The sequence below is a fragment of the Chryseobacterium sp. UF-81 genome (assembly GCF_058245105.1).
Genome location: NZ_JBSIBX010000012.1, coordinates 40,642 through 63,359, shown reverse-complemented (window position 1 = coordinate 63,359; position 22,718 = coordinate 40,642). Strand labels below are relative to the sequence as shown.

The window sequence follows — 22,718 nt, the reverse complement described above, 5'->3', positions numbered from 1 at the left end:
AATTGTAATTAATAAAATATTAAACCAACTTTATCAAAATCTGATCATCAATCTTATCAACCTTAACAAGATTATTCTTCGTCAGAGTCTTAGAAGCTTTATCCCACTTTTTACCGGATAGCTGACTTCTTTCTTTCACTTCAGCTAAAGTCATCGGTTCTTCCTGGGAATTAAGGATCTCAAGAATCACTTTTTCATCTTCTCCCAATTCAATTTGCGGAACGGTTTTTTCCGGTCTCATCTGAGGGAAGAACAATACTTCCTGGATGGATGCATTGTTTGTAAGGAACATGATCAGTCTGTCCATACCGATTCCTAACCCGGAAGTTGGTGGCATACCGTATTCCAAAGCTCTTAAGAAATCCTGGTCGATGAACATGGCTTCGTCATCCCCTCTTTCTGATAATGCCATTTGAGATTCAAAACGTTCTCTCTGATCAATCGGGTCATTTAACTCGGAATAGGCATTCGCAATCTCTTTTCCGCACACCATTAATTCAAAACGTTCCGTTAAACCTTCCTTGCTTCTGTGTTTCTTAGTTAATGGAGACATTTCGATCGGGTAATCTGTAATGAAAGTCGGCTGGATGAAGTTTCCTTCACATTTTTCACCGAAAATCTCATCGATTAATTTTCCTTTCCCCATCGTTTCATTCACATCAATTCCGATAGATTTAGCAAAATCAAACAGTTCCTGTTCAGTTTTCCCTGTAATATCAAAACCTGTATATTTTTGGATCGCTTCCGTCATGGAAACTCTTGGATAAGGCGCTTTCCAGTTGATGGTGTGTTCTCCGAAAGTAGATTCCGCACTTCCATTTACCTGAGTGGCACAGAATTCCAGAAGTTTTTCTGTGAAATCCATCATCCAGTTGTAGTCTTTGTAAGCTACATAGATCTCCATGGCCGTAAATTCAGGATTATGCGTTCTGTCCATCCCTTCATTTCTGAAGTTTTTTGAGAACTCATACACCCCGTCAAAACCTCCCACGATCAGTCTTTTCAGATATAATTCGTTGGCGATTCTTAAATATAGTGGAATATCTAAAGCATTGTGATGTGTGATAAACGGTTTTGCCGCCGCTCCACCCGGGATCGACTGCAGAATAGGTGTTTCCACCTCAAAATATCCGGCATCATTAAAGAAAGTTCTCATCGCATTGAACATCTTTGTTCTTTTTACGAAGATTTCTTTCACCTGCGGATTAACCGTTAAATCTACATAACGCTGTCTGTATCTCAGTTCAGGATCTGTAAATCCGTCGTGCACTACTCCATTTTCATCAGTTTTAGCCTGAGGAAGCGGTCGTAAAGCTTTGGTAAGAAGCGTAAAATTCTTTACTAAAATCGTCATTTCCCCAACCTGAGTAGTGAATAAAGTTCCTTCGATACCGATAATATCACCAATATCCAACAAGTGTTTATACACTTCATTGTACAATTCTTTATCTTCACCCGGACAGATCTCATCTCTGTTAAAATAAACCTGGATCTTACCCTTAGAATCCTGCAACTCAGCAAAAGAAGCCTTTCCCTGAATTCTGCGGGACATCAATCTACCAGCAATCTTCACCTGTTTATTCTCAGAAAAATCCTGTTTTATAGATTCTGTAGTATCTGTAATCGTATACTCCTCCGCAGGGAATGCATTAATTCCCATTTCAGTAAGCTTGTTCAGCTTTTCTCTTCTAATGATTTCTTGTTCTGATAATTGCATTTCTTATTTTTCTAAAAGCGTACAAATTTAGGCATTTTTGGTGATTTGTCAATTATGAATTGTGAATTTGCTTATCAACCGAGATTATCATTGACTATTAGCGGCTTAGGTGTGAATGGTCAATCGTGAATCTGCTTCACAGTGAATTGATTAGTGAGGGTTATCATTGATCTTTGACTTACGAAGCAAAATTGACCATTGACTCTAAGTAGAAAAGTGAATGGTGAATCGTGAATTTGTTTCACAGTGAATTGATTAGTAAGGGCTATCATTGACCATTGACTTGCGCAGCAAAATTGACCATTGACTCTAAGTGGAAAAGTGAATGGTGAATCGTGAATTTGTTTCACAGTGAATTGGATTAGTTAGGGCTATCATTGACCGTTGACTTGCACAGCAAAATTGACCTTTGACTCTAAGTGGAAAAGTGAGTGGTGAATCGTGAATTTGTTTCACAGTGAATTGATTAGTAAGGGCCATCATTGACCTTTGACTTGCGCAGCAAAATTGACCATTGACTCTAAGTGGAAAAGTGAATCGTGAATCGTGAATTTGTTTCACAGTGAATTGATTAGTAAGGGCCATCATTGACCTTTGACTTGCACAGCAAATTGACCATTGACTTTAAGTGGGAAAAGTGAATGGTAAATCGTGAATTTGTTTCACAGTGAATTGATTAGTGAGGGTTATCATTGACCATTGACTTGCGAAGCAAAATTGCCGATTGATATTTTATCTCCACCCTTTCCTCTCCTTCTGAGGAACAAATGTCCATGCCAGCATCCTGCTTATCTTTTGCCCCTGGGCCATATCAATGGTTTTAATATCTGATGCTTTAACTTTCTTTAAAAGTGTGTTGAGCTTATGCAGATTGTCTTTTTTAGACACTAGACATGTGAACCAAAGGACCTGTGATGAATACTGAGCACTTTCTTCAATCATTTTTGAGATAAAAGCCAGTTCGCCTCCTTCACACCACAATTCGGATTGTTGTCCGCCAAAATTAAGGAGAGGCTTTTTAGATTTTGATTGAGTAATATTTTTTGTCTTCCTGATATTTCCTTTCATTGCAGATTCTTCGGAATCATGAAACGGAGGATTACACATAGAAAATGTAAAGCGATCTCCGGATTCGATGATATTTTTGAAGATATGATTGGGATCAGGCTGTTGTTTTAATTGAATAGCCGGTGACAAATCCAGATTATGATCTAAAATGCGCTGTGCATTTTCCAAAGAAGCCTGATTGATATCTGTTCCCAGCATTTTCCATCCATAAGATCTGTGAGCCAATAAAGGATATACAAGATTCGCTCCTGTTCCGATATCTAAACCTGATACAGAAGCCCCTGTTGGGATTTCAGGTTGCTGTTCGGCAATAAGATCGGCAATATAGTGGATGTAATCAGCCCGTCCGGGAATAGGAGGACATAGATTGGTTTCGGGAATGTCCCAGTTTTTGATATGGTAAAAATGTAAAAGTAATGCCTGATTAAGCAGTTTTACCGCTTTAGGAAGACTAAAATTAATGGTTTGTGTTCCGTAAGCATTAACGAAGACATAGTGCTTCAGTTCTGGCACACAAGAAATAAGCTGATCAAAATCATAAGGATTACGATGCAGATTTCTTGTGTGCAGACTGGATTTCTCGGTAGACATAATTTATTTTTTCTGACTCAGAATATATTCTACCATTTTTTTAGCATCTTCTTTAGACACCTGTGGATGAGGAGCCATCGGAACACCTCCCCAAACTCCGCTTCCTCCTTCTATAATTTTCGAGGCCAGCATTTCAATATCTTTGTCAGAATATTTTTCTGCGATCTCTTTGTAAGAAGGCCCTATCATTCTCTCATTTACGGCATGGCATCCTGAACAGTCTAATGTTTCGATGATCTGGTCACCTGAAAGATTAGCCTTTGCCGGTTCCGAAACAGCGGATGTTTCGGAAGGCATACTGGGTACCTCCGTATTTTCTTTTTTAGAACAGGAAAGGATGAAAAACCCTATAGCTCCTGCCAAAAGGAATTTTTTCATTATTTTTTTGCTGCAGCAGAATCTGTTTTTGCAACCTCAGGAGTAGTTGCTGCAGGTGTTGTGGATGCAGCCGGAGTTACTTTCTTAGCCGTAGAATCTACCACAGTTGTAGCCTCAGGCTCTTCAAGCATAGTGTTGCTGTCCTGTAAATTATGGTCTGGCTTCTTAGAGCAGTTTACAACGAATAAACTCCCGATGAATGCAATTGCTAATACTTTTTTCATTATTTTTTCTATAAAATTTAGACAAAAATATAAAAAATAAGCGTTTAAACTCATGACAAATGTTCGTCTTCTCTATATTTTCTCGAAAAATTAATGATTAGATAGCGATTATTTGAATTGATAATTTTAAATTTAAACTATGATTTTCATCTCTAAAATCCTGTTTTTCACCAGCCATCATGGTTTTTATACCGTGATCATACTTCTGGTATTCTTTGGTTTGCTTTCATTCGTGACAAAAAAAGCATGGTTTCTGGTCCCGATTCTCCCTCTTGCCATTCTGAATGGTGTCGCCGGACAATATCTGAATGCCTGGTTTTTAAACAAATACGGTGTAGAAAGTACAGCCATTATTACCTCTGATGTAGAGACAAATTCCACCTTGAATGAAATGTACATTCATGATTATGAAGCCATTGTCAAGAAGCCGGATGGAAAATATATCTCAACATTTTTCTCGACGACAAGTGCAACGATTTATCCCATTGAAAATGCCATCAGGATTCCAAGGATGGAACAGCATTTTCCGGTAAAATATATTCCGGGATATGAAAAAAATATTGTCATTCTTTATAACGAATCAGAAGAAGGAAAAGCAGTCCTTAAATATTCAAAACTTGCTCCGGTAAACTCTGCCCGGATCAAATATGAAGCTGATAGAACTAGTAAAGAGTCTATTGCTGAATATATTATAGCTTTAGAAGCGTATACAGCATCTTATGATGAAGAAAGCTATAAGATCAAGCTTGAGGAACTAAAAAAAGAACTTAAGCAACTGAAATAAAGAGATTTAAATAACAAGCTTGTTATTTTTTTGAATTTTTTGTTTTTAATATTAAAAAAATTTCTACATTTGTCCCATGTTTAATATGAGCAACAATATTTGGTGGTGGCTTTCAAACTCTTCGTCGGGTCTGGAGGTATTGTCATGTTGCTAACGAGATAGCAAAATAATAAATATACAATATATAGGCTTTGACGGATTCCGTTGAAGCCTTTTTTATTTCATCCAAAACAAAAAAAATACAAGTCAGATGACCACTCAGAAAATAAAAATAAAAACCGATTCCAAAAAAACACTGGGAGATCTTTATACTCCCATGAACATCTATCTTCAGATCAGAGACAGATTCCGGGACACTATTCTTCTGGAAAGCTCAGATTCTAAGAATATTGATAACAATTTCTCCTTTATTGCAGTGAATGCTGTAGCAGGAATTGAGGTCAAAAATCTTACAGAATATGAAATCAAGCTACCGGATTCAGATCCTGTGAAACAACTGATCGGGGAACGGAATATCACCGATATTTTTGATGAATTTCAAAGCATTTTTGAATGTGAAATTACCCATGATCCTATTGAACAGACGGCTCAGAGTCTTTTTGGATATACCAGTTTTGAAGCTGTACAGTTTTTTGAAGACATCAGCTTAAAGCCACAAAGCCCTGAAGTAGAGATCCCGATCCTGCGCTACAGATTATACCAATATGTGATTGCCATTAACCATTATAATGATGAGATGCATATTATTGAAAATCAGATTCCGGGTTTAAAATCTGAGCTTTATCTGCTGGAAAACCTGATCAGAAATCAGAATACCCCGGTCTACCCTTTTGAAAAAATTGATAGCGAAACCTCGAATCTTACGGATGAAGAATATATCGAACTGGTAAAAACAGCTCAGAAACACTGCATGAGAGGCGATGTTTTCCAATTGGTTTTAAGCAGAAGGTTTGAACAGAAATTCAAAGGGGATGAATTCAACGTATACCGCGCGCTAAGGAATATCAACCCTTCCCCCTATCTTTTCTTTTTCGACTATGGAAACTATAAATTATTTGGTTCCAGCCCCGAAAGCCAACTGATCATCAAAGACAATAAAGCTGTCATTCACCCTATTGCAGGGACTTTCAAGAGAACCGGACATCTGGAAACTGATCTACAGTCTATCGAAGCTTTAAAAAATGATCCGAAAGAAAATGCAGAGCACACCATGCTGGTAGATTTAGCAAGAAACGACCTTGGCAAACTCGGCAAAAATGTAACTGTCACCAAACTGAAAGAGATCCAGCTTTTTTCCCATGTCATCCATATGGTAAGCGAAGTTACAGCAGATCTTCCTGAAAACCTTAATCCTCTGGATATGGTTTCTGCAACCTTTCCTCAGGGAACTTTAAGCGGGGCGCCAAAACATAAAGCTCTTCAGCTGATCAATCAGTATGAAAAAGATTCCCGCGGTTATTATGGAGGCTGTATCGGTATGATCGGATTAAACGGAACCTGCAACCAGGCTATTATGATCCGTACTTTTTTAAGCAGAAACAATACCCTTTATTATCAGGCCGGAGCCGGATTGGTCGCCAAATCAGTCCCTGAAAGTGAACTGCAGGAGGTGAACAATAAATTAAATGCCCTGAAAAAAGCAGTTGATAAAGCAGGTAAATTAGTGATGAGTTAAAATGATGAATGATATTAAAACAACAATCGCAACCAACAATTATTCATCATCAAACAGTTAAAAGAACAAAAAAATGAACAACAATATCAACCAATCCACAACCAATACTCCACTTAAAGTTCTGGTTTTTGATAATTACGACAGCTTTACCTATAACCTTGTTCAGATCATTGAAAGAATTCTGGATCAGAAAGTGGATGTCGTAAGGAATGATCAGATCACTTTGGAAGAGATCGGAAAATATGATAAAATTATCCTTTCTCCGGGCCCGGGCATTCCTGAAGAAGCAGGGATTTTGCTTGATCTGATCAGAGAATATGCTCCTACAAAAAGTATTTTAGGAGTATGCCTCGGACAGCAGGCTATTGCTGAGGCTTTTGGAGGAAACCTGATCAATCTTTCAGAAATTTTCCATGGAGTGGCCACTTCTGCCGAACTGGTTAAAGAAAATACTAAAATTTTCAGGAATCTGGCTTCAGGAATAGAAGTGGGAAGATACCACAGCTGGGCAGTCAATCCCGAAGGTTTTCCGGAAGAACTGGAAATTACCGCCGTAGATAAAGATGGAATGATCATGGCCCTGCAGCATAAAACCTATGATGTTCATGGTGTACAGTTCCATCCTGAAAGCATTTTAACTCCTGATGGAGAAGTTATTATCAAAAACTTTCTTTTACATTGAAAACTACAGAAATCCCCAACCTTATAAAAACACCCCAGATGAAAGAGATTCTCCAATACCTGTTCAATCATCAAACCCTGTCTAAATCTGAGGCAAAGGCTACGATGATCGAGATCGCCCAGAATAAATTTAATGATGCTGAAGTAACTGCATTTATCAGTGTTTTTCTGATGCGGAATATTACATTAGAAGAGCTGAAAGGTTTCAGGGAAGCTTTGTTGCAGATGGCAGTTCCTGTACACCTTAGTACTGAAGATACCATAGATATTGTAGGAACCGGAGGTGATGGCAAAAATACAATCAATATATCAACGTTGGCAAGCTTTGTTGTGGCCGGAACTGGACAGAAAGTTGCCAAACACGGAAATTACGGGGCATCTGCTACCACAGGGTCATCCAATGTAATGGAAGAACTTGGTTATCAGTTCAAAAACAATTCAGACGAGCTGAATAAAGATCTTGAAAAAGCCAATATCTGCTTCCTTCATGCTCCGTATTTTCATCCGGCTCTTCAGTCTGTGGGTGCATTAAGAAAGGCTTTAGGATTAAGAACATTTTTTAATCTTCTGGGTCCGTTGGTTAATCCCGCAAAACCGAAATACTCGGTGATCGGAGTATATAATCTTGAAATTGCCAGAATCTACCAATACCTTCTGCAGAAAGAAGAGCGGGAGTTTATTCTTGTACATGGCCTTGATGGATATGATGAAATAAGCCTTACCCAGGACAGCAAGATTATTACGAAACATGGTGAAGAAATTTATTCTGCCCGGGATCTGGGATTTGATTCTGTAAGTCCGGAAAGTATTAAATCAGGAGAAACCCCTCAGGAATCAGCGAAGATTTTCAGGAACATCCTGGAAGGAAAAGGCTCAATACAACAAAATGCTGTAGTTCTTGCCAATGCATCAACTGCTCTTTTCCACACTAAAAAATTCGGAACCTATGAAGATTGCCTTGCACTGGCAAAAGAAAGCCTGGAAAGTGGAAAGGCCCTAAGAAGCCTTGAATTATTGATAAATGGTTAATAATTAATTCAAACTGTTCTCTACCTACATCTAATCTCTAACCTCTAACCTCTAATTTCTAACTTCTAATTTAAAAAAATGACAATACTTGATAAAATTATTGAAAGAAAAAAGGAAGAAATTGCCGTTTCAAAAACAAAAATTTCGATTGATAATCTGAAGAATTCTGATTTTTTTGGAAGAAAAAGCTTTTCCCTGAAAGAATCTGTCAAAAATAAAAGCGGAATTATCGCTGAATTTAAAAGAAAATCTCCTTCAAAAGGGATTATCAATGATCAGATGCAGCCTCTGGAAGTCGCTTCAGCCTATGAAAACTTTGGAGCATCCGGAATTTCTATTCTGACTGACACTGATTTTTTCGGAGGAAGCTTTGATGATATTTTAAATGTAAGAAACCATATCAACATTCCTATTCTCAGGAAAGATTTTATGGTAGATGAATACCAGTTTTATGAGGCCAAAAGCATCGGAGCTGATGCTGTTCTACTGATCGCCGCCTGCCTGTCACCCAATCAGGTGTTGGAATTTACAGAGCTGGCCCATCAGCTGGATCTTGAAGTCCTCCTGGAGATTCACACAGAAGACGAACTGAAACACTTCCATTCTAAAATTGACCTTGTGGGCATCAACAACAGAAACTTAAAGGATTTTAAGGTTGATCTCCAGCATTCTGTCCTTTTAAAAGACCAGCTTCCGAAAGATGTTCTGTCTGTCGCAGAGAGTGGCATTTACAGTATAGAAGATTTTAAATATTTAAAGGAAAAAGGATTTGACGGTTTTCTGATGGGAGAATATTTTATGAAAAATGAAGACCCAGCAAACCAATTCGCTGAATTTGTTTCCAGTGTAGCAATGTAACAGTTTATCAATCTAGTAATGAATAAAAACCTGCGGCCCAAACTAAAAGTTTGTGGATTGACCCAATTAAATCAAATCCATGAATTGATTTCCCTGAAAACAGATTTTCTCGGTTTTATTTTCTATGAAAAATCACCAAGATATGTTCTGAATCATCTGAATCCGGAAGATATTTCGAAAATAAGTCATCCGGGAAAGACAGGAGTTTTTGTCAATGAAACCATTGATAAAATTACCGATTTCGCAGAACAGGCAGGGTTGAATATGATTCAGCTTCATGGCGATGAAAACGAAGATTTTATGATCGGCTTAAAACAAAATCTGAAACATGAGATCAAAACCATAAAGGCTGTCAGGATTGGAAGCAATGATCAGGAAACGAAAGAAAAAATAGAAAAAACGATTAGCTCTCACGTTTCACTGGTTGATTATTTTCTCTTCGATACGGACAGTAAAGCATTCGGAGGAACAGGAAAACAGTTCGACTGGACCTTATTGAATGAGCTTGAGATTCCACTTCCCTATTTTTTGAGTGGCGGTATTTCAGAAGAAAATATTGAAGGCATCAGTCTTTTGAATAAAAAGCCATTTGCCATAGATATTAATTCAAAATTTGAACTGGAACCGGGAATTAAAAACCTGGAAAAAATAAAAAAATTCATTTCGAAACCGTTTTAAAAGAACGGTTAAAAAAACTACACAAAGATGATGAACATCCATCTGCTAAAAAAAACATTTTATAAAACCTTATTTCCGCCTAAATTCGGGAATGAAAAAATTCAGGCTCTGTACAATTTTGTTTCACAGAATGACAGCGATGCAGAGAACTGGACTATGGACAAACAGTTACAGGAATTTATAGATATCATCAAAATTTTTAACGGTGATGATATCCAGTATTTCTTTGAAAGAATAGGTCTTTGGAACAGCTATTATCTTGTGATTATTTCTGACAAATTTTTAGACAACCATGTCAAAACAAATGTGAAATATGATCTGGGAAAGATTTATGCTAAAATTTTTCTGCTTTATGAAGATTCAGATCCCTATTTCTTAATTGACAATCTGGAAATTGCCGTTACCATGTATGATTCAAAGATAGATGTTGCCACCTTAATTGACCTGATCAGTAAAATTGAATTGCTTCATCATAAAAAACTGATCACCAGACAGCAACGGAATTATAATATAGAATTTATCAACAGTTTAACCGATGAATTATCAAATTAAAAAGTCAAGTGAATTAACGGATCACGAAACGCAACATATTTTAAGCCTTTGGGATGTCCCTGAGTGGAGCGGGATGACCCCGCCAGATTTCCGCAGCTCCTTTAAAAACTCGGAATTTCATTTCATATCAGGATCTGAAAATGAAATACTGGCAATAATCAGGCTAAACCTTGATTTTGTCTTAGAGATCTCCGGAAAGCAGTATCCTTTTGCTGAGGCTGCAGGATTGGTTTCTGCTCGGAAAAAAAGAGGATATGGATCACAAATTGTTCATGTTTTTAAAGAAAATATGATTCAGAGGAAAATTGAAACCATTGGCTTCTGTTATGCTGATTTGAGACCTTTTTATCAAAAATGTAATATTGAAATTCTGGAAAACAAGGCTAAATTTATTCTTGAAAGTAGTGAAAACAGATGGATCAGCTCTGAAGACGATGATATTTTGATTTTTAATATGTCCGGAGAAGCCCGGGAACTCCTCAGACAGCTTAGCCCGGAAAAAAATGCTTATTTAATTGCTAAAAAATAATACTATGAATTATAAAAACCCTGATGAAAACGGATATTATGGTGAGTTCGGAGGTGCTTTCATCCCTGAAATGCTCTATCCGAATGTGGAGGAACTGCAGAAAAACTATCTTGAGATCATAGAATCTGAAACGTTTCAGAATGAGTATCAGGACCTGCTTAAAAACTATGTAGGGCGTGCTACCCCCCTTTATTTCGCGAAAAATTTAAGCCGGAAATATAATACTCAGATTTACCTGAAAAGAGAAGACCTCAACCATACCGGAGCCCATAAGATCAATAATGCCCTGGGACAGGCTCTTCTGGCAAAACGTCTAGGAAAAACAAGAATTATTGCAGAAACAGGAGCCGGACAGCATGGTGTGGCCACAGCTACGGCCTGTGCACTGCTTGGCCTGGAATGCATTGTTTATATGGGAGAAATTGACATTCAGAGACAGGCTCCGAATGTGGCAAGAATGAAAATGCTGGGTGCAGAAGTGATTCCGGCAATTTCTGGCTCCAAAACCCTGAAAGACGCCGTAAATGAAGCGCTTAGGGACTGGATCAATAATCCTGTGACTACTCATTATGTGATCGGAAGTGTGGTGGGTCCCCATCCTTTTCCGGATCTGGTCGCCAGATTTCAAAGTATTATTTCAAAAGAGATCAAAGAACAGCTGCAAGAGAAAATTGGAAGAGAAAATCCTGACTACGTGATTGCCTGCGTAGGCGGAGGAAGCAATGCTGCGGGAACGTTCTACCATTTCGTAGAAGAAAAAGACGTGAAAATTATTGCTGCAGAAGCTGGTGGATTGGGCGTAGATTCTGGAAAATCTGCAGCCACTACTTTTCTGGGAACCTTAGGTGTTCTTCATGGAAGCAAAAGCCTTGTGATGCAAACCGGAGACGGCCAGGTAATTGAGCCCCATTCTATTTCTGCAGGACTTGATTATCCGGGAATAGGACCTTTTCATGCCCATCTGTTTAAGGAAAAACGGGCAGAATTCTTCAGTATCAATGATGAGGAAGCATTACAGTCCGCCTTTGAACTGACAAAACTGGAAGGGATCATTCCTGCGCTGGAAAGCTCACATGCTCTGGCGGTATTAAATAAAAAGAAATTCGGTGAAGACGATATTGTCGTGATCTGCCTGAGCGGCCGCGGGGATAAGGATATGGAAACGTATTTAAAAGAAATTAGAAGTTAGAGATTAGAAATTAGTCTTTTGACGACTTCAATTTATAATACTCCTCTAACTAACTTCTAACTTCTAATATCTAACATCTATTATAACAATGAAAAAACTAAACATATACTTCACAGCAGGAATTCCGCAACTGGAAGATACCGCTGATATTATAAAACTCATTCAAAATTCCGGTGCTGATATGATGGAGATCGGGATGCCGTATTCTGACCCTGTGGCAGACGGGCCGGTGATCCAGCAGGCGCATGAGTTGGCGTTAAAGAACGGAATGACCATTGAAAAACTCTTTTCACAGTTAAAGACAGTGAAGAATGACATTCATATTCCTGTTATCCTGATGGGATACATCAATCCTGTCCTGAGTTTTGGATTTGAGGAGTTTTGCCGAGAATGTGCAGAAAGCGGAGTTTCAGGACTCATCATTCCTGATTTGCCACCTATTGAATTTGAAAACAATTATCAGCAGATTTTAAAAAAGTATAACCTTAATTTTACATTTCTGGTTACTCCTGAAACTTCCGACGAAAGAATTTTGTATTTGGACTCTTTAAGCTCAGGGTTTTTGTATGCGGTAAGTTCTTCATCTACCACAGGAAATGACAATGCCGTTCTGAAAAATGAAAGCTATTTGTCAAGGCTGGCATCACTTCCGATTAAAAATCCGGTGATGATAGGGTTCGGAATTAAATCAAAGGAAGATTTCGGGAATGTTACTGAAAAAGCAGATGGGGGAATTATCGGAACTGCCTTCGTCAGCACTTTATTGAACCATAAAGACTGGAAGAATGCTGCCATAGATTTTATCCATGCTGTAAAAGGGTAAAATTCACTAAATTTGTATGTCAAAAAATGGTATGAGATTTCAATTTTATAGCCATTTAAAGAAAAAGACATCAACATATGAATACAAATCAAAATAAATCGGTAGAATTTGAAGATCTGGGTATAAAAGAATATCAGCCAGCCTGGGATTATCAGGAAAGCCTGATGAAAAATATTATTGATACCAAGATAAAAAACCGTGATTTACCTGCAGAACAGCATATCACGACTCCAAATCACCTGTTATTGGTAGAGCATCCCCATGTTTATACATTAGGGAAAAGCGGTCATGAAGAAAATATGCTTGCAGGGATCGACAAACTGAAGGAAATAGATGCTACTTTCGTAAAAGTGAACCGTGGCGGAGATATCACTTATCATGGATACGGACAGATCGTTGGCTACCCTATTCTGGATCTTGAAAACTTTTTTACAGATATTCATTTGTATATGAGAAACCTGGAAGAGGTGATCATCAGGGCCATTGGTGAATTCGGTATTAAAGGTGAGCGTTCACCGGGAGAAACCGGGGTATGGCTGGACGTTGGGAAGCCTTATGCCAGAAAGATCTGCGCGATGGGTGTAAAAGCATCAAGATGGGTAACCCTTCATGGTTTTGCCTTGAATGTAAATACCGATATGCGATATTTTGAATACATCATTCCGTGTGGTATAAAAGACAAGCAGGTGACTTCTGTAAAAAGAGAGCTTGAAAGAGCACTTTCTCCTGAAGAAATGGAAGATCTGAAAGCAAAGATCAGAAAGCACTTTGCAGAAGTTTTCGGAGCTGAACTTGTTCATAAATCATAAAATTCCTTACCAGAAATAAAAACCGGCCGTAGTTCTACAGCCGGTTTTCTTTATTTACAGAGATGAATCATTATTCTAAATTCTACACGTTTTTAATTTCAAAGTTTTCTGATCCGTATTATTTTAAAACTTATTTTTGGTCTTCATATATTATCATACCAGCTCTAAACTTTTAAGCCAAATGAAACCAGTTATCAGAATCTTCTGCGTTACAGCATTGCTTTTTTCAGCATCCGTATCTTATGCTCAAAGTAAAAGTGACTATGCCAGCCGCATTGACAGTTTAATACAGTCTCCAACTTCTCCGAGATCTTTCAACGGAGTCATTCTGGTCACCCAAAACGGGAAAACCAAATACTCAAAAGCCTATGGTTTTGAGAACAGCCGAACGAAAGTTCCTTTGAAGGTGAACAGCCAGTTCGAAATCATGTCCAATACCAAACAGATCACTTCTGTATTAGTATTAAAACAGTTTGAAAAAGGAAAAATCGACCTGCAGGCTCCGATCAAAAAATATCTTCCTTTCCTGACTCAGCCATGGGCAGATTCGGTTACTGTTCATCAGCTCTTAAACCATACCCATGGTATTGTTGATTTAGAGAAACCTTTATTATTTAAACCCGGTACAGAATTTAAGTATGGAAATCTGTCGAATATCCTTTTAGGAAAAATTGTTGAAAAGGCTTCCGGTACATCATATATTCGGCAGGCTACTGATCTGTTCAAAGAACTTCATCTGAAAAACACATTCTGCTATTCTAAAGATCACCGAAGAAATCTGGTGTCGGGACATATAAATAAGGACAATATCTTTACTCTTGTTGAAAACTCATTTATTACCAATGAAAATATGTCTGCTGACGGGGTGATTACTACAGCAGAAGATATGGCCCTCTGGAATTCGCTTCTTCATAAAGGAAAAATTCTGAACCCTAAAAGTTATAAGCTCATGACCACCCCTTCCACATTGTCACAACACGATGTATTTGGAAAAGAAAAATCCGGTTACGGTTATAATATGCGTATCGTGAAGTATAATGATATTCCTTATTTGGGACACACAGGTCTTGGTGATGGTTTCGCATCTCTGAATGTCTACGTTCCCGGCTCCGATGTAAGCATTATTGTTATGGAAAATCAAATGAGCGAAGACAGTAATTTATATTATTATCAGGAAGCACTTATCAGAGATATTGTCCTACAGAGCAGCCTGATGAAGAGCAAGCCATAATTATTTTAAAATAACAATATTATCCTGCCAATCTGTTGAGCGGGATTTTTTTTGCTTTATGATTACTGAAATCCTAACGACATATTAATATTAAAAAACCATATAAATTACCATAAACAAAGGTTTTATTCAACATATATGAAAATAATTTAATTTTTAGTCAAAATTAATTTGCTGGTATCTAAATTTTATTTACTTTTAATATCACAATAAAGTGAACTATTTTCTAATAGATTCTTAAAAGATGACACACCAAAAACTAGATCAATATATTTATTACTAACCACCAAATTATGAGAATTATGAGAAATTTTTTGTTATCAATGATGGTATTTGTGACAGCTTTGTCATTTAATTCCTGTACAGACTCCAACGCAGAACAGCAGATGAGTCAGACCGAAACCAACAACAAAACCCTGACGGATCTGGGAAAAACAGTACCGGTAGGGATAGACGACGAGAACGGAACCCTGAAAGTATCATTCATTGTTACGGCCCAATTCTATACGATAACGCCTACGAAAGAAAATGAAAAGTACATCAGCCTGATCAGGGAAGCGGTAAAAAACGAATCTCCAATTCAGGTTTTTATCAAGCCTAACACGCATGAAATTGCGAAAGTAGAAAAAGGAAGCGAAGAGGATATCCGCTTTTTCAAATCTGTCTATACCAAAGAGGTTAAAAACGAAACGAACAAATTAACAACCGTTCTTCCCAATGTAGCTACATTAAACAGCATGTTTGCCCTGATCAAAAACCAGGCTTGCGGTACTTCTACAGCATCTTCACCATGCATTACATTCAGATATCCGGTAGACGGATGCTATGCCAGAGCTCACAAAATGAGACAGATCCTGATCAACAACGGCTACGACTGTGAAAAACAGTTTGTATACGGAAACTTAAAAGCCTCTACAGGCACTTGTTGTGTAGCATGGAGCTATCATGTTGCGATCCTTGTAAGCTATAAAAATGCATCCGGTGTTACAGAAAAAAGAATCATAGATCCTTCCCTTTTCCCTAGCGGACCTGTTACAGATACGGCTTGGAGAAATGCATGTATCAATACCAGCTGTGGATCGGCATCTGTATCTTCCTACGCCAATACAGCAGGAAATGTATATTACAGAAGTCCTACCAATTCTTATCTGTATGATAATAATTTAGTGAACACTAATTGTGTACTGACTATATTCTCACCATATTCAGGATGTTCACCATCACCGGCTCCTAGCGTTGCAAGCTGTGGATTCTAATTAACATAAACAGCTTCTGCCACTCTTATACTTAATGGCAGAAGCTGTTACTAAATATTTTTTTATGAAAATCTGGACTTATATACTAATACTATTATTTATGATCACATCCTGTTCCGGCAGCTCAAGTTCACAGAACCTGACATGGTATAATAATTCAGTGATCACCAATGTCGCTGAAGACCCTGAAAAACCGGAAGAATTCACCCGTATATCTATCGGAATAAGTCCGCAGATTTTTTATTTGTCTAAAAAAGGAGCCGATTATACAACGCTTCTTGAAAAAACAAATCAAAGCCATAAAAGAGGAAAAGCTTATAATATTGGTATTGAAAATAATACGAATATTATAAAACAGATCAATGAAATCCCCTGATCTGTTTATCTCTTTTTTATCACACAACAGACTGCATCTAAAGCAGACTGAAGAATAAAATTAAATGATTACATCAAAATCCCTGACATTCATATGCCGGGGATTTTAATTTATCTTATAACCGAAATCCCTGCATCTACCTTAATTTCTGCTCCATGAATGTAAGAAGCCTCTTCCGAAGCCAGGAACAGTACGGTATTCGCAATCTCCTCCGGCTCCCCTTGTCTTTTAAAAGGAATAGTGGGAATAATATCGTGACCTGCACTTTCAATCTGTTCGGTACTTAAGCCTGTATTATTAAAAATATTGGTTTTAATATGTCCCGGGCTAACCCCGTTAACCCGAATTCCGCGTTCTGTAAGCTCCACAGCGAAAGTTTTGATAAAAGACTGCACCGCTGATTTTGCAGCAGAATAAACTGAAAAATTGGGCATTGCAATTTCAGTGGCCACAGAAGTATTGAAAATAACAGAACTTCCTTTTCCCATTAAAGGCAACATTTGCTGTACAGTAAAGAAAGAACCTTTTACAAGCACGTTGAAAAGCTCATCGAAATGCTGTTCATCCACATGCTCAATGGAAAAAAACTTTCCATAACCTGCATTTACAAAAAGCATATCGATAGTATCTGCATATTGTCTTACCTCCTGTTGCAGATTCATAAGGTCTTCCATATTTCCGGCATCAGAAACAATCCCGGATGCTGCATCCCCCAGCTTGATTAATGCTTTGCTTACGGTTTCTTCACTTCGGCCTGTGATGATGACACGGCCTCCTTCAATTATAAACTGCTGTGCTGTTGCAAGCCCCATCCCATTGGTTCCTCCTGTGACCAGGGCTGTTTTGTTTTTAAATCTATGCATTTTTTTTTAATTATAAATTTCTACCACAAAGTTTCAAATAAAGAGCTTCACAAAAAATCCGGTTCCTGCTGAAAATAAAGAAACTAAAGTTGATTTGTGGCTTTAATTTGTTTTCTCTACAATCAGCATCAATTAAATCTATTAAAATTAAATTGTACACAATTAAATTAAGTATACCTTTGTATCAGAATTCATCGCCAGATTTTTTGAGGCATGACAAACACAAAAAAGTATAAATTTAAAATAATAGAAATGTCATTAATAGAAGACTTACAATGGAGACATGCTGTAAAAGCATATGATCCTTCAAAAAAAGTAACAGAAAAAGATCTTAACACCATTTTAGAAGCAGCAAGACTGGCTCCTACTTCATCAGGGCTTCAGCCATTCCGCGTTATCGTTGTAGAAAACCAGGAATTAAAAGAAAAGATGGTAAAGGGAGCGCTAAATCCAGAAGTAATGAGAGACAGTTCCCATGTTTTAGTATTTGCTGCCTGGGACAGCTATTCCAACGAAAAAATAGACCAGGTATATGATTATCATACAGATGTAAGGGATTTGCCAAGAGGCCGCTTCGGAAGCTATACGGATAAGATAAAAGCAATGTACAATGCGCAGACCCCTGAAGAGCATTTTGCCCACACTGCCCGTCAGACTTATATTGCGTTAGGCCTGGCTATGGCACAGGCTGCGGAATTAAAAATCGACAGCACACCGGCGGAAGGGTTCAGTCATGAAGTGGTGGATGAAATTCTTGGTTTAAAAGAATTGGGATTAAAAAGTGTCAGCCTTCTATATCTTGGCTACAGAGATGAAGAAAATGACTGGCTGTCCACAATGAAAAAAGTAAGGGTTCCTATGGAGGAATTCATCATCAAAAAGTAATATATTACTACATCTTTCAACTTCAGCTTTATGGAAAACTCAAAATCACTACAATTAGAAAACCAGATCTGCTTTCCGCTTTATGTTATTGCCAAGGAGATCACAGGACTTTACCGTCCATTCCTTGACGAGATCGATATTACGTATCCGCAGTATCTTGTGATGATGGTACTATGGGAGAATGATGGTCTTCCAGTGAACCATATCGGCGAAAAACTGTTTCTGGACAGCGGAACTTTAACGCCTCTTCTGAAAAGGCTTGAGGCCAAGGGAATTATTTCCAGAAAGAGAAAAAAAGAAGATGAAAGAGTGGTTGAAGTCTTTTTAACGGAATCGGGAAGACAGTTGCAGCAGAAAGCCTGCGAGATTCCCGGAAAGATCCAGAACAAGATCGGTATAGAGACGGAAGATCTGCTTTATCTCAAAGAAACGATCTTAAAAATATTAAACAAAATAGAAAAGTAAATGAAAACATTATATACAACAAAAGTTACAGCACAGGGCGGAAGAAACGGCCATGTGAAGAGTGAAAACGGAGTTTTGGAACTGGATGTAAGAATGCCTAAAGCCTTAGGTGGCAGCAATGATGACTTTGCTAATCCTGAAATGCTTTTTGCTGCCGGATACTCAGCTTGTTTTGACAGTGCTCTTAACAGGGTGATCAGTCTTTCTAAAGTAAAGACAGGTGAAACAACTGTTACAGCCAAGGTCAGTATAGGTCAGCTGGAAAATGGAGGTTTTGGGTTAGCAGCAGAACTGGATGTAAATATTCCGGGAGTTTCTGTTGAAGAAGCACAGGAATTAACTGAAAAAGCGCACCAGATTTGCCCATATTCTAATGCAACGAGAAATAATATGGAGGTGAAACTTTCGGTGACGAATAACTAAGTTTAATTCCTTTTTAATAAAAAAATCTGTTTCTTTGGAGACAGATTTTTTTGTTAATAAATTATCTACAATGGCTTAGAATTAAAAATTGCTTTCAAGCCAAAATTATTTTATTCTACTGTAATCATTTTTATGAAAAACCGTAAACAAACATTCAAAATATTTATTATCATTCTGTTTTTATGGCTGTGTGGACACTTGATTTATATAACTGTTGATGGTTTGACAGACCAAAATAGGCATGCAGATATCGCTGTCATTTTAGGCAATACAGTAAATGAAGATGGAACACTGTCAGAAAGGCTTGAGAAACGTATGGAATGTGGACTTAATCTTTATCTTCATGGACGCATAAAAAAAATATTAGTCAGTGGCGGACTGGGAAAAGAGGGATTTTATGAAGGAGACAAAATGAAAGAGTATTTAATTAAAAACAAAGTACCTGACAGCCTTATAATCGTCGATAATTTGGGTAACAACACTCTTGCAACCGTAAACAACACTCTTAAATTAAAAGACAGTTTAAAGTTTCAAAGTTTAATTGTTGTTTCTCAATATTTTCACTTGACAAGAACTAAAATGTTATTTAGGAAGCAAGGTTTTAAAAACGTAAGCAGTGTAAGTCCTCGATATTTTGAATTGAGAGACCTATATTCGTTACTGAGAGAATTTGTGGCTTATTATATAGGATAAGGTATTACAAAATGACCGATTATCTCGTTGCTGAATCACTCTTTTTAAAAGCATTCACTTTTTTGCAAGAATTATTTTTCTCTCTCTCTTTTTTATCTAAAATCAAGCTTCCAAAAAGATGGTCAATCTCATGGAAAATAACAGCTGCAGAGCCTTTCGCAATTTCAGAAACCTGTTTCTTATGGGAGCAAATAAATATATACAAACAGCATGGACACTAGCTTTTTAATTATTTTTATTCTAGGCATCCTATTCCTGCTCATTAAATATTATACTCCAAAAATAAAGGGATATATTGGCGAGCGCAGGGTTTCTGAAACCCTGAAAAGGCTGAATACTGATAAATATACTGTCCTGCATAATATCGAATTAAAGATTAAAGGTTCCACTTCACAAATAGATCACATCATTGTTTCAGATTACGGGATATTTGTAATTGAAACTAAGAATTATAAAGGCTGGATTTTAGGCTATGAGAAAGACAGGTACTGGTTTCAGGTGATTTATAAATACAGACGTAAGTTTTACAATCCTGTTTTACAGAACCAGGGTCATATCTATGCTTTAAAGCATGTGCTGAAAAATTATAAATATCTGAGATATTATTCGATAGTTGTTTTTACAAAAAGAGCAACCCTTAAGACCAAAACATATACAGATGTTGTTTATACCAATAAATTAGTCAAAACAATTAAAAAATATGATTCAGCTTATATTAACGAACAAACCAAGAAAGAAATTGTCGCAACAATTCTCACGGCAAGAACAAACAACCGGAATCAAGATAAAAAAATAATAGCCAATGCTAACATCTACAAAAATGGTTCATGCCCAAACTGTGGTGGAAATCTTATTAAAAGAAATGGTAAACATGGATTTTTTTTGGGTTGTGCTAATTTTCCGAAATGTAAATACACAAGAAATGAAAAGCAATCCTTTTATTAAACATTATCTCGTCGTTGAATCACTCTTTTTAAAAGCATCCACCTTTTTATAAGAATCGTTTTTCTCTTTTTCTTTTTTATCCGAAATCAGGATTCCGAAAAGATGGTCGATTTCATGCTGAAAAATTACAGCCGTAAAACCTTCTACAATCTCCGAATACTTCTGTCCTTTCAAATCCACATATTCCAACTGGATTACTTTACTTCTGTAAAACTGATCTCTGAATTCTGGAATAGAAAGATCTCCTTCCGGACCCAGATTCTGTAATTCTGACCTCCAGACAATCACAGGATTGATGAAATATTCCAGAGGATTTCCTTCTTTATCGAAACGCTGTACCCAGATCACTTTTCTGTTGATTCCGACCTGTGGTGCAGCAATTCCCACTCCGCCGTCTGTTGAAAGAAGAGACTCCTTCATTCTTTTGACCAAAGTTGCGGTATTGGAATCAACGGGATCAATTTCTGTTGAAAGATTTAATAAGGTTTTATGCTGATGAGAATCTGTAGTCTGATAAATCGGTAATGCTGTGCTGATGTCACCCTGATTAATAAGCGAAATCTCGTTTGAGGTCAGTTTTTGAGCATTAATGAAGCCGATCAAAAAGATGAACAGAAAAGGTATTTTTTTCATGAGGATGATTTGCAGTGTAAAGATAGATATTATTCCTTAAATAAGGCTGTTGGGCTAAAGCCCTTATCAGATTATTATTTTAGAAAACGGGCTAAAGCCCGTTCCTATTGAATTTTAATATACTATGCTTATTTTTAATAAATATAAGGCTTCGACTCCGCTCAGCCTGACAACGTTAATACTTTCCGTAAATATTTATCCACTGTCAGGCTGAGCGGAGTCGAAGCCTTTTTATAATTACAAACTTTCCAGTTTAAAAGACCTCCTGCATTTTAAAATGTTTTCGTCATATCCGCCGGAATGATCAGATTAAAATCTGTCGGGATATACTCTTTTGCAGGAACTTTCAGCTCCGGATCCTCGGATTCAAAAACAGAGATCACTGCCATTTTAAGGTTCGGATTCTTCTGCTTGATATACCAGTAAATCCCTCCGAATTCCTTACTGTGGTAGTTTCCGTTGTAATGGATAAAAGTTTTTCCGGCCTGCATGCTTTTCAGGATAGATTCAGCCATGGTAGCATCTTTTGTGGCCTGGGCCGAAATGAAGTTCATCACTTTGGTTCCTTCGGCATGGTCGCCCATCATTGCTTTCATTTCCTGATATCCCGGTGTATCCAGAATTACTTTGATCGGGAGCTGTGCAATGTAGGTTTTCTCTTTCTCACTTAATTTATTCAGAGATTCCAAGCCTTCTTTTGCGGTTTGAGAAGCATATCTTCTTGGAATATTAGTTGCTATAAAGTTCAGCTTTTTAGTTTTTGCAAAATCGACCAGCGGTTTGTAGTCTGTGGCATAATTGTTCCATAAACGGGCTGAATCTTTCAATGTTTTGGCATCAAAAGTTCCACTCAGATACTTGTTCAGCTGAGCCTGGTTATCTCTTTCGAACATTTCTGCCCCAAGAATAATCTGTCCGTTTTTCTTTTGGAATATCCCTTCCGTCACTTTCAGCTGAAGCCAGTGGTTGATAGAACTGTTGTGATTCTCCCCAAAGAAAACAACATCATATTCAGCCAATTCTTTGATCAGTTTATCTGTTTTTACTTCCTTCCCTTTCTTGTCATAAAACTGGTAGGCTTTAAAATCCTGTCCGCTTAGAGAACAGAAACCGGCCAGTAAAATGGCTATAAAAATATTTTTCATTTTATTTAGTTAAATACAAATTACACAAATGTTTTTCACAAATATCACAGATTTTTATGCTTATTTAAACCACAAAAGTCACAAAAGTTTTTAATTGATTTAAACACTTTAGCACACTTTAGTTTTAAAAAGTTTTAATATTTTGAAAACAATAAGAACACATAAGCAGAAAATCAAAGATTTTTACAGAACTTAAGTGTACTTTATATACGCGATAT

Annotated in this window: 27 protein-coding genes; 19 read left to right on the top strand and 8 right to left on the bottom strand. The window is 37.3% G+C overall.

From position 1 onward, the window contains the following. Window positions 1–19: 19 nt before the first annotated feature. The 4 genes from lysS to AC4IFE_RS16060 form a co-directional block, all read right to left on the bottom strand. On the bottom strand, window positions 20–1,717 hold the full coding sequence (lysS, locus tag AC4IFE_RS16075) for a lysine--tRNA ligase (protein WP_490758156.1): 1,698 nt from the start codon (window positions 1,715–1,717) through the stop codon (window positions 20–22). 732 nt (window positions 1,718–2,449) lie between these two features. Further along, on the bottom strand, window positions 2,450–3,376 hold the full coding sequence (gene rlmF / locus AC4IFE_RS16070; protein ID WP_490758155.1) for a 23S rRNA (adenine(1618)-N(6))-methyltransferase RlmF: 927 nt from the start codon (window positions 3,374–3,376) through the stop codon (window positions 2,450–2,452). Window positions 3,377–3,379: 3 nt separating this feature from the next. Further along, a complete protein-coding gene (locus AC4IFE_RS16065) occupies window positions 3,380–3,754 on the bottom strand; it encodes a c-type cytochrome (protein WP_490758154.1) in 375 nt (124 codons plus the stop codon). Further along, a complete protein-coding gene (locus AC4IFE_RS16060; RefSeq protein WP_490758153.1) occupies window positions 3,754–3,978 on the bottom strand; it encodes a hypothetical protein in 225 nt (74 codons plus the stop codon). The genes AC4IFE_RS16065 and AC4IFE_RS16060 overlap by 1 nt, the downstream gene beginning before the upstream one ends. Window positions 3,979–4,117: 139 nt before the next feature. Here AC4IFE_RS16060 and AC4IFE_RS16055 point away from each other — a divergent pair, with 139 nt between their 5' ends. From AC4IFE_RS16055 to AC4IFE_RS15990, 14 genes are all read left to right on the top strand, one after another. Beyond that, complete coding sequence (locus tag AC4IFE_RS16055; RefSeq protein ID WP_490758152.1) at window positions 4,118–4,762, top strand: hypothetical protein; 645 nt, start codon at window positions 4,118–4,120, stop codon at window positions 4,760–4,762. Window positions 4,763–5,012: 250 nt separating this feature from the next. Next, window positions 5,013–6,437, top strand: a complete 1,425-nt coding sequence (locus AC4IFE_RS16050) for an anthranilate synthase component I family protein (protein ID WP_490758151.1) — start codon at window positions 5,013–5,015, stop codon at window positions 6,435–6,437. 73 nt (window positions 6,438–6,510) lie between these two features. Beyond that, window positions 6,511–7,119: an anthranilate synthase component II gene (locus AC4IFE_RS16045; protein WP_490758150.1), complete on the top strand. Its 609-nt coding sequence runs from the start codon at window positions 6,511–6,513 to the stop codon at window positions 7,117–7,119. 38 nt (window positions 7,120–7,157) lie between these two features. Further along, window positions 7,158–8,147, top strand: coding sequence for an anthranilate phosphoribosyltransferase (gene trpD / locus AC4IFE_RS16040; RefSeq protein WP_490758149.1), 990 nt, complete (start codon window positions 7,158–7,160; stop codon window positions 8,145–8,147). Window positions 8,148–8,225: 78 nt separating this feature from the next. Next, the gene (gene trpC, locus AC4IFE_RS16035; RefSeq protein ID WP_490758148.1) at window positions 8,226–9,005 is read left to right on the top strand and encodes an indole-3-glycerol phosphate synthase TrpC; all 780 of its coding nucleotides are present in this window, start codon (window positions 8,226–8,228) and stop codon (window positions 9,003–9,005) included. 18 nt (window positions 9,006–9,023) lie between these two features. Next, a complete protein-coding gene (locus tag AC4IFE_RS16030) occupies window positions 9,024–9,683 on the top strand; it encodes a phosphoribosylanthranilate isomerase (RefSeq protein ID WP_490758147.1) in 660 nt (219 codons plus the stop codon). A 27-nt stretch (window positions 9,684–9,710) separates the two neighbouring features. Continuing rightward, window positions 9,711–10,235 (top strand): hypothetical protein, encoded by a 525-nt coding sequence (locus AC4IFE_RS16025; protein WP_490758146.1) that lies wholly within the window; start codon window positions 9,711–9,713, stop codon window positions 10,233–10,235. Then, window positions 10,219–10,764, top strand: coding sequence for a hypothetical protein (locus AC4IFE_RS16020; RefSeq protein ID WP_490758145.1), 546 nt, complete (start codon window positions 10,219–10,221; stop codon window positions 10,762–10,764). Before AC4IFE_RS16025 ends, AC4IFE_RS16020 begins: the two co-directional genes overlap by 17 nt. 4 nt (window positions 10,765–10,768) lie before the next feature. Further along, window positions 10,769–11,953 (top strand): tryptophan synthase subunit beta, encoded by a 1,185-nt coding sequence (gene trpB / locus AC4IFE_RS16015; protein ID WP_490758144.1) that lies wholly within the window; start codon window positions 10,769–10,771, stop codon window positions 11,951–11,953. A gap of 88 nt (window positions 11,954–12,041) precedes the next feature. Then, entirely contained in the window at window positions 12,042–12,776 is a 735-nt protein-coding gene (trpA, locus tag AC4IFE_RS16010) for a tryptophan synthase subunit alpha (RefSeq protein WP_490758143.1), read from the top strand. A gap of 77 nt (window positions 12,777–12,853) precedes the next feature. Then, window positions 12,854–13,585: a lipoyl(octanoyl) transferase LipB gene (gene lipB / locus AC4IFE_RS16005; RefSeq protein ID WP_490758142.1), complete on the top strand. Its 732-nt coding sequence runs from the start codon at window positions 12,854–12,856 to the stop codon at window positions 13,583–13,585. Between the two features lie 181 nt (window positions 13,586–13,766). Further along, window positions 13,767–14,816: a serine hydrolase domain-containing protein gene (locus AC4IFE_RS16000; protein ID WP_490758141.1), complete on the top strand. Its 1,050-nt coding sequence runs from the start codon at window positions 13,767–13,769 to the stop codon at window positions 14,814–14,816. A gap of 302 nt (window positions 14,817–15,118) precedes the next feature. Continuing rightward, entirely contained in the window at window positions 15,119–16,072 is a 954-nt protein-coding gene (locus tag AC4IFE_RS15995) for a protein-glutamine glutaminase (protein WP_490758140.1), read from the top strand. 100 nt (window positions 16,073–16,172) lie between these two features. Continuing rightward, complete coding sequence (locus tag AC4IFE_RS15990) at window positions 16,173–16,448, top strand: hypothetical protein (RefSeq protein ID WP_490758139.1); 276 nt, start codon at window positions 16,173–16,175, stop codon at window positions 16,446–16,448. Between the two features lie 110 nt (window positions 16,449–16,558). Here the strand turns inward: AC4IFE_RS15990 and AC4IFE_RS15985 are convergent, their stop codons facing one another. Beyond that, a complete protein-coding gene (locus tag AC4IFE_RS15985; RefSeq protein ID WP_490758138.1) occupies window positions 16,559–17,311 on the bottom strand; it encodes an SDR family oxidoreductase in 753 nt (250 codons plus the stop codon). Between the two features lie 252 nt (window positions 17,312–17,563). On the opposite strand from AC4IFE_RS15985, the gene AC4IFE_RS15980 reads away from it, so the two are divergent. From AC4IFE_RS15980 to AC4IFE_RS15965, 4 genes are all read left to right on the top strand, one after another. After that, window positions 17,564–18,196, top strand: a complete 633-nt coding sequence (locus AC4IFE_RS15980) for an NAD(P)H-dependent oxidoreductase (RefSeq protein WP_490758137.1) — start codon at window positions 17,564–17,566, stop codon at window positions 18,194–18,196. Window positions 18,197–18,226: 30 nt separating this feature from the next. Beyond that, entirely contained in the window at window positions 18,227–18,661 is a 435-nt protein-coding gene (locus tag AC4IFE_RS15975; RefSeq protein ID WP_490758136.1) for a MarR family winged helix-turn-helix transcriptional regulator, read from the top strand. Next, window positions 18,662–19,084, top strand: coding sequence for an organic hydroperoxide resistance protein (locus AC4IFE_RS15970; RefSeq protein ID WP_490758135.1), 423 nt, complete (start codon window positions 18,662–18,664; stop codon window positions 19,082–19,084). 132 nt (window positions 19,085–19,216) lie between these two features. Beyond that, window positions 19,217–19,777 carry a YdcF family protein gene (locus AC4IFE_RS15965; protein WP_490758134.1) on the top strand — a complete coding sequence of 187 codons (561 nt, stop codon included), beginning with the start codon at window positions 19,217–19,219 and terminating at the stop codon, window positions 19,775–19,777. 19 nt (window positions 19,778–19,796) lie between these two features. On the opposite strand, the gene AC4IFE_RS15960 is transcribed toward AC4IFE_RS15965, so the two are convergent. Next, window positions 19,797–19,982, bottom strand: coding sequence for a peptide deformylase (locus AC4IFE_RS15960; RefSeq protein ID WP_490758133.1), 186 nt, complete (start codon window positions 19,980–19,982; stop codon window positions 19,797–19,799). 5 nt (window positions 19,983–19,987) lie between these two features. Here AC4IFE_RS15960 and AC4IFE_RS15955 point away from each other — a divergent pair, with 5 nt between their 5' ends. Next, on the top strand, window positions 19,988–20,722 hold the full coding sequence (locus tag AC4IFE_RS15955) for an NERD domain-containing protein (RefSeq protein ID WP_490758132.1): 735 nt from the start codon (window positions 19,988–19,990) through the stop codon (window positions 20,720–20,722). Between the two features lie 3 nt (window positions 20,723–20,725). Here the strand turns inward: AC4IFE_RS15955 and def are convergent, their stop codons facing one another. Further along, a complete protein-coding gene (gene def, locus AC4IFE_RS15950) occupies window positions 20,726–21,355 on the bottom strand; it encodes a peptide deformylase (RefSeq protein WP_490758131.1) in 630 nt (209 codons plus the stop codon). A 272-nt stretch (window positions 21,356–21,627) separates the two neighbouring features. Beyond that, on the bottom strand, window positions 21,628–22,500 hold the full coding sequence (locus AC4IFE_RS15945; protein WP_490758130.1) for a ChaN family lipoprotein: 873 nt from the start codon (window positions 22,498–22,500) through the stop codon (window positions 21,628–21,630). Between the last annotated feature and the right edge of the window lie 218 nt (window positions 22,501–22,718).

Coding starts and splice junctions, on each gene's coding strand:
- AC4IFE_RS16000 (WP_490758141.1), top strand. CDS start 13,767: ATGAAACCAGTTATCAGAATCTTCTGCGTTACAGCATTGCTTTTTTCA.
- AC4IFE_RS16030 (WP_490758147.1), top strand. CDS start 9,024: ATGAATAAAAACCTGCGGCCCAAACTAAAAGTTTGTGGATTGACCCAA.
- trpC (WP_490758148.1), top strand. CDS start 8,226: ATGACAATACTTGATAAAATTATTGAAAGAAAAAAGGAAGAAATTGCC.
- AC4IFE_RS16055 (WP_490758152.1), top strand. CDS start 4,118: ATGATTTTCATCTCTAAAATCCTGTTTTTCACCAGCCATCATGGTTTT.
- lysS (WP_490758156.1), bottom strand. CDS start 1,717: ATGCAATTATCAGAACAAGAAATCATTAGAAGAGAAAAGCTGAACAAG.
- AC4IFE_RS15985 (WP_490758138.1), bottom strand. CDS start 17,311: ATGCATAGATTTAAAAACAAAACAGCCCTGGTCACAGGAGGAACCAAT.
- AC4IFE_RS15980 (WP_490758137.1), top strand. CDS start 17,564: ATGTCATTAATAGAAGACTTACAATGGAGACATGCTGTAAAAGCATAT.
- trpA (WP_490758143.1), top strand. CDS start 12,042: ATGAAAAAACTAAACATATACTTCACAGCAGGAATTCCGCAACTGGAA.
- lipB (WP_490758142.1), top strand. CDS start 12,854: ATGAATACAAATCAAAATAAATCGGTAGAATTTGAAGATCTGGGTATA.
- AC4IFE_RS16060 (WP_490758153.1), bottom strand. CDS start 3,978: ATGAAAAAAGTATTAGCAATTGCATTCATCGGGAGTTTATTCGTTGTA.
- AC4IFE_RS16050 (WP_490758151.1), top strand. CDS start 5,013: ATGACCACTCAGAAAATAAAAATAAAAACCGATTCCAAAAAAACACTG.
- def (WP_490758131.1), bottom strand. CDS start 21,355: ATGAAAAAAATACCTTTTCTGTTCATCTTTTTGATCGGCTTCATTAAT.
- AC4IFE_RS15955 (WP_490758132.1), top strand. CDS start 19,988: ATGGACACTAGCTTTTTAATTATTTTTATTCTAGGCATCCTATTCCTG.
- AC4IFE_RS15990 (WP_490758139.1), top strand. CDS start 16,173: ATGATCACATCCTGTTCCGGCAGCTCAAGTTCACAGAACCTGACATGG.
- AC4IFE_RS16025 (WP_490758146.1), top strand. CDS start 9,711: ATGATGAACATCCATCTGCTAAAAAAAACATTTTATAAAACCTTATTT.
- AC4IFE_RS16020 (WP_490758145.1), top strand. CDS start 10,219: ATGAATTATCAAATTAAAAAGTCAAGTGAATTAACGGATCACGAAACG.
- trpB (WP_490758144.1), top strand. CDS start 10,769: ATGAATTATAAAAACCCTGATGAAAACGGATATTATGGTGAGTTCGGA.
- AC4IFE_RS16065 (WP_490758154.1), bottom strand. CDS start 3,754: ATGAAAAAATTCCTTTTGGCAGGAGCTATAGGGTTTTTCATCCTTTCC.
- AC4IFE_RS15975 (WP_490758136.1), top strand. CDS start 18,227: ATGGAAAACTCAAAATCACTACAATTAGAAAACCAGATCTGCTTTCCG.
- AC4IFE_RS15995 (WP_490758140.1), top strand. CDS start 15,119: ATGAGAAATTTTTTGTTATCAATGATGGTATTTGTGACAGCTTTGTCA.
- AC4IFE_RS16045 (WP_490758150.1), top strand. CDS start 6,511: ATGAACAACAATATCAACCAATCCACAACCAATACTCCACTTAAAGTT.
- trpD (WP_490758149.1), top strand. CDS start 7,158: ATGAAAGAGATTCTCCAATACCTGTTCAATCATCAAACCCTGTCTAAA.
- AC4IFE_RS15965 (WP_490758134.1), top strand. CDS start 19,217: ATGAAAAACCGTAAACAAACATTCAAAATATTTATTATCATTCTGTTT.
- AC4IFE_RS15945 (WP_490758130.1), bottom strand. CDS start 22,500: ATGAAAAATATTTTTATAGCCATTTTACTGGCCGGTTTCTGTTCTCTA.
- AC4IFE_RS15970 (WP_490758135.1), top strand. CDS start 18,662: ATGAAAACATTATATACAACAAAAGTTACAGCACAGGGCGGAAGAAAC.
- rlmF (WP_490758155.1), bottom strand. CDS start 3,376: ATGTCTACCGAGAAATCCAGTCTGCACACAAGAAATCTGCATCGTAAT.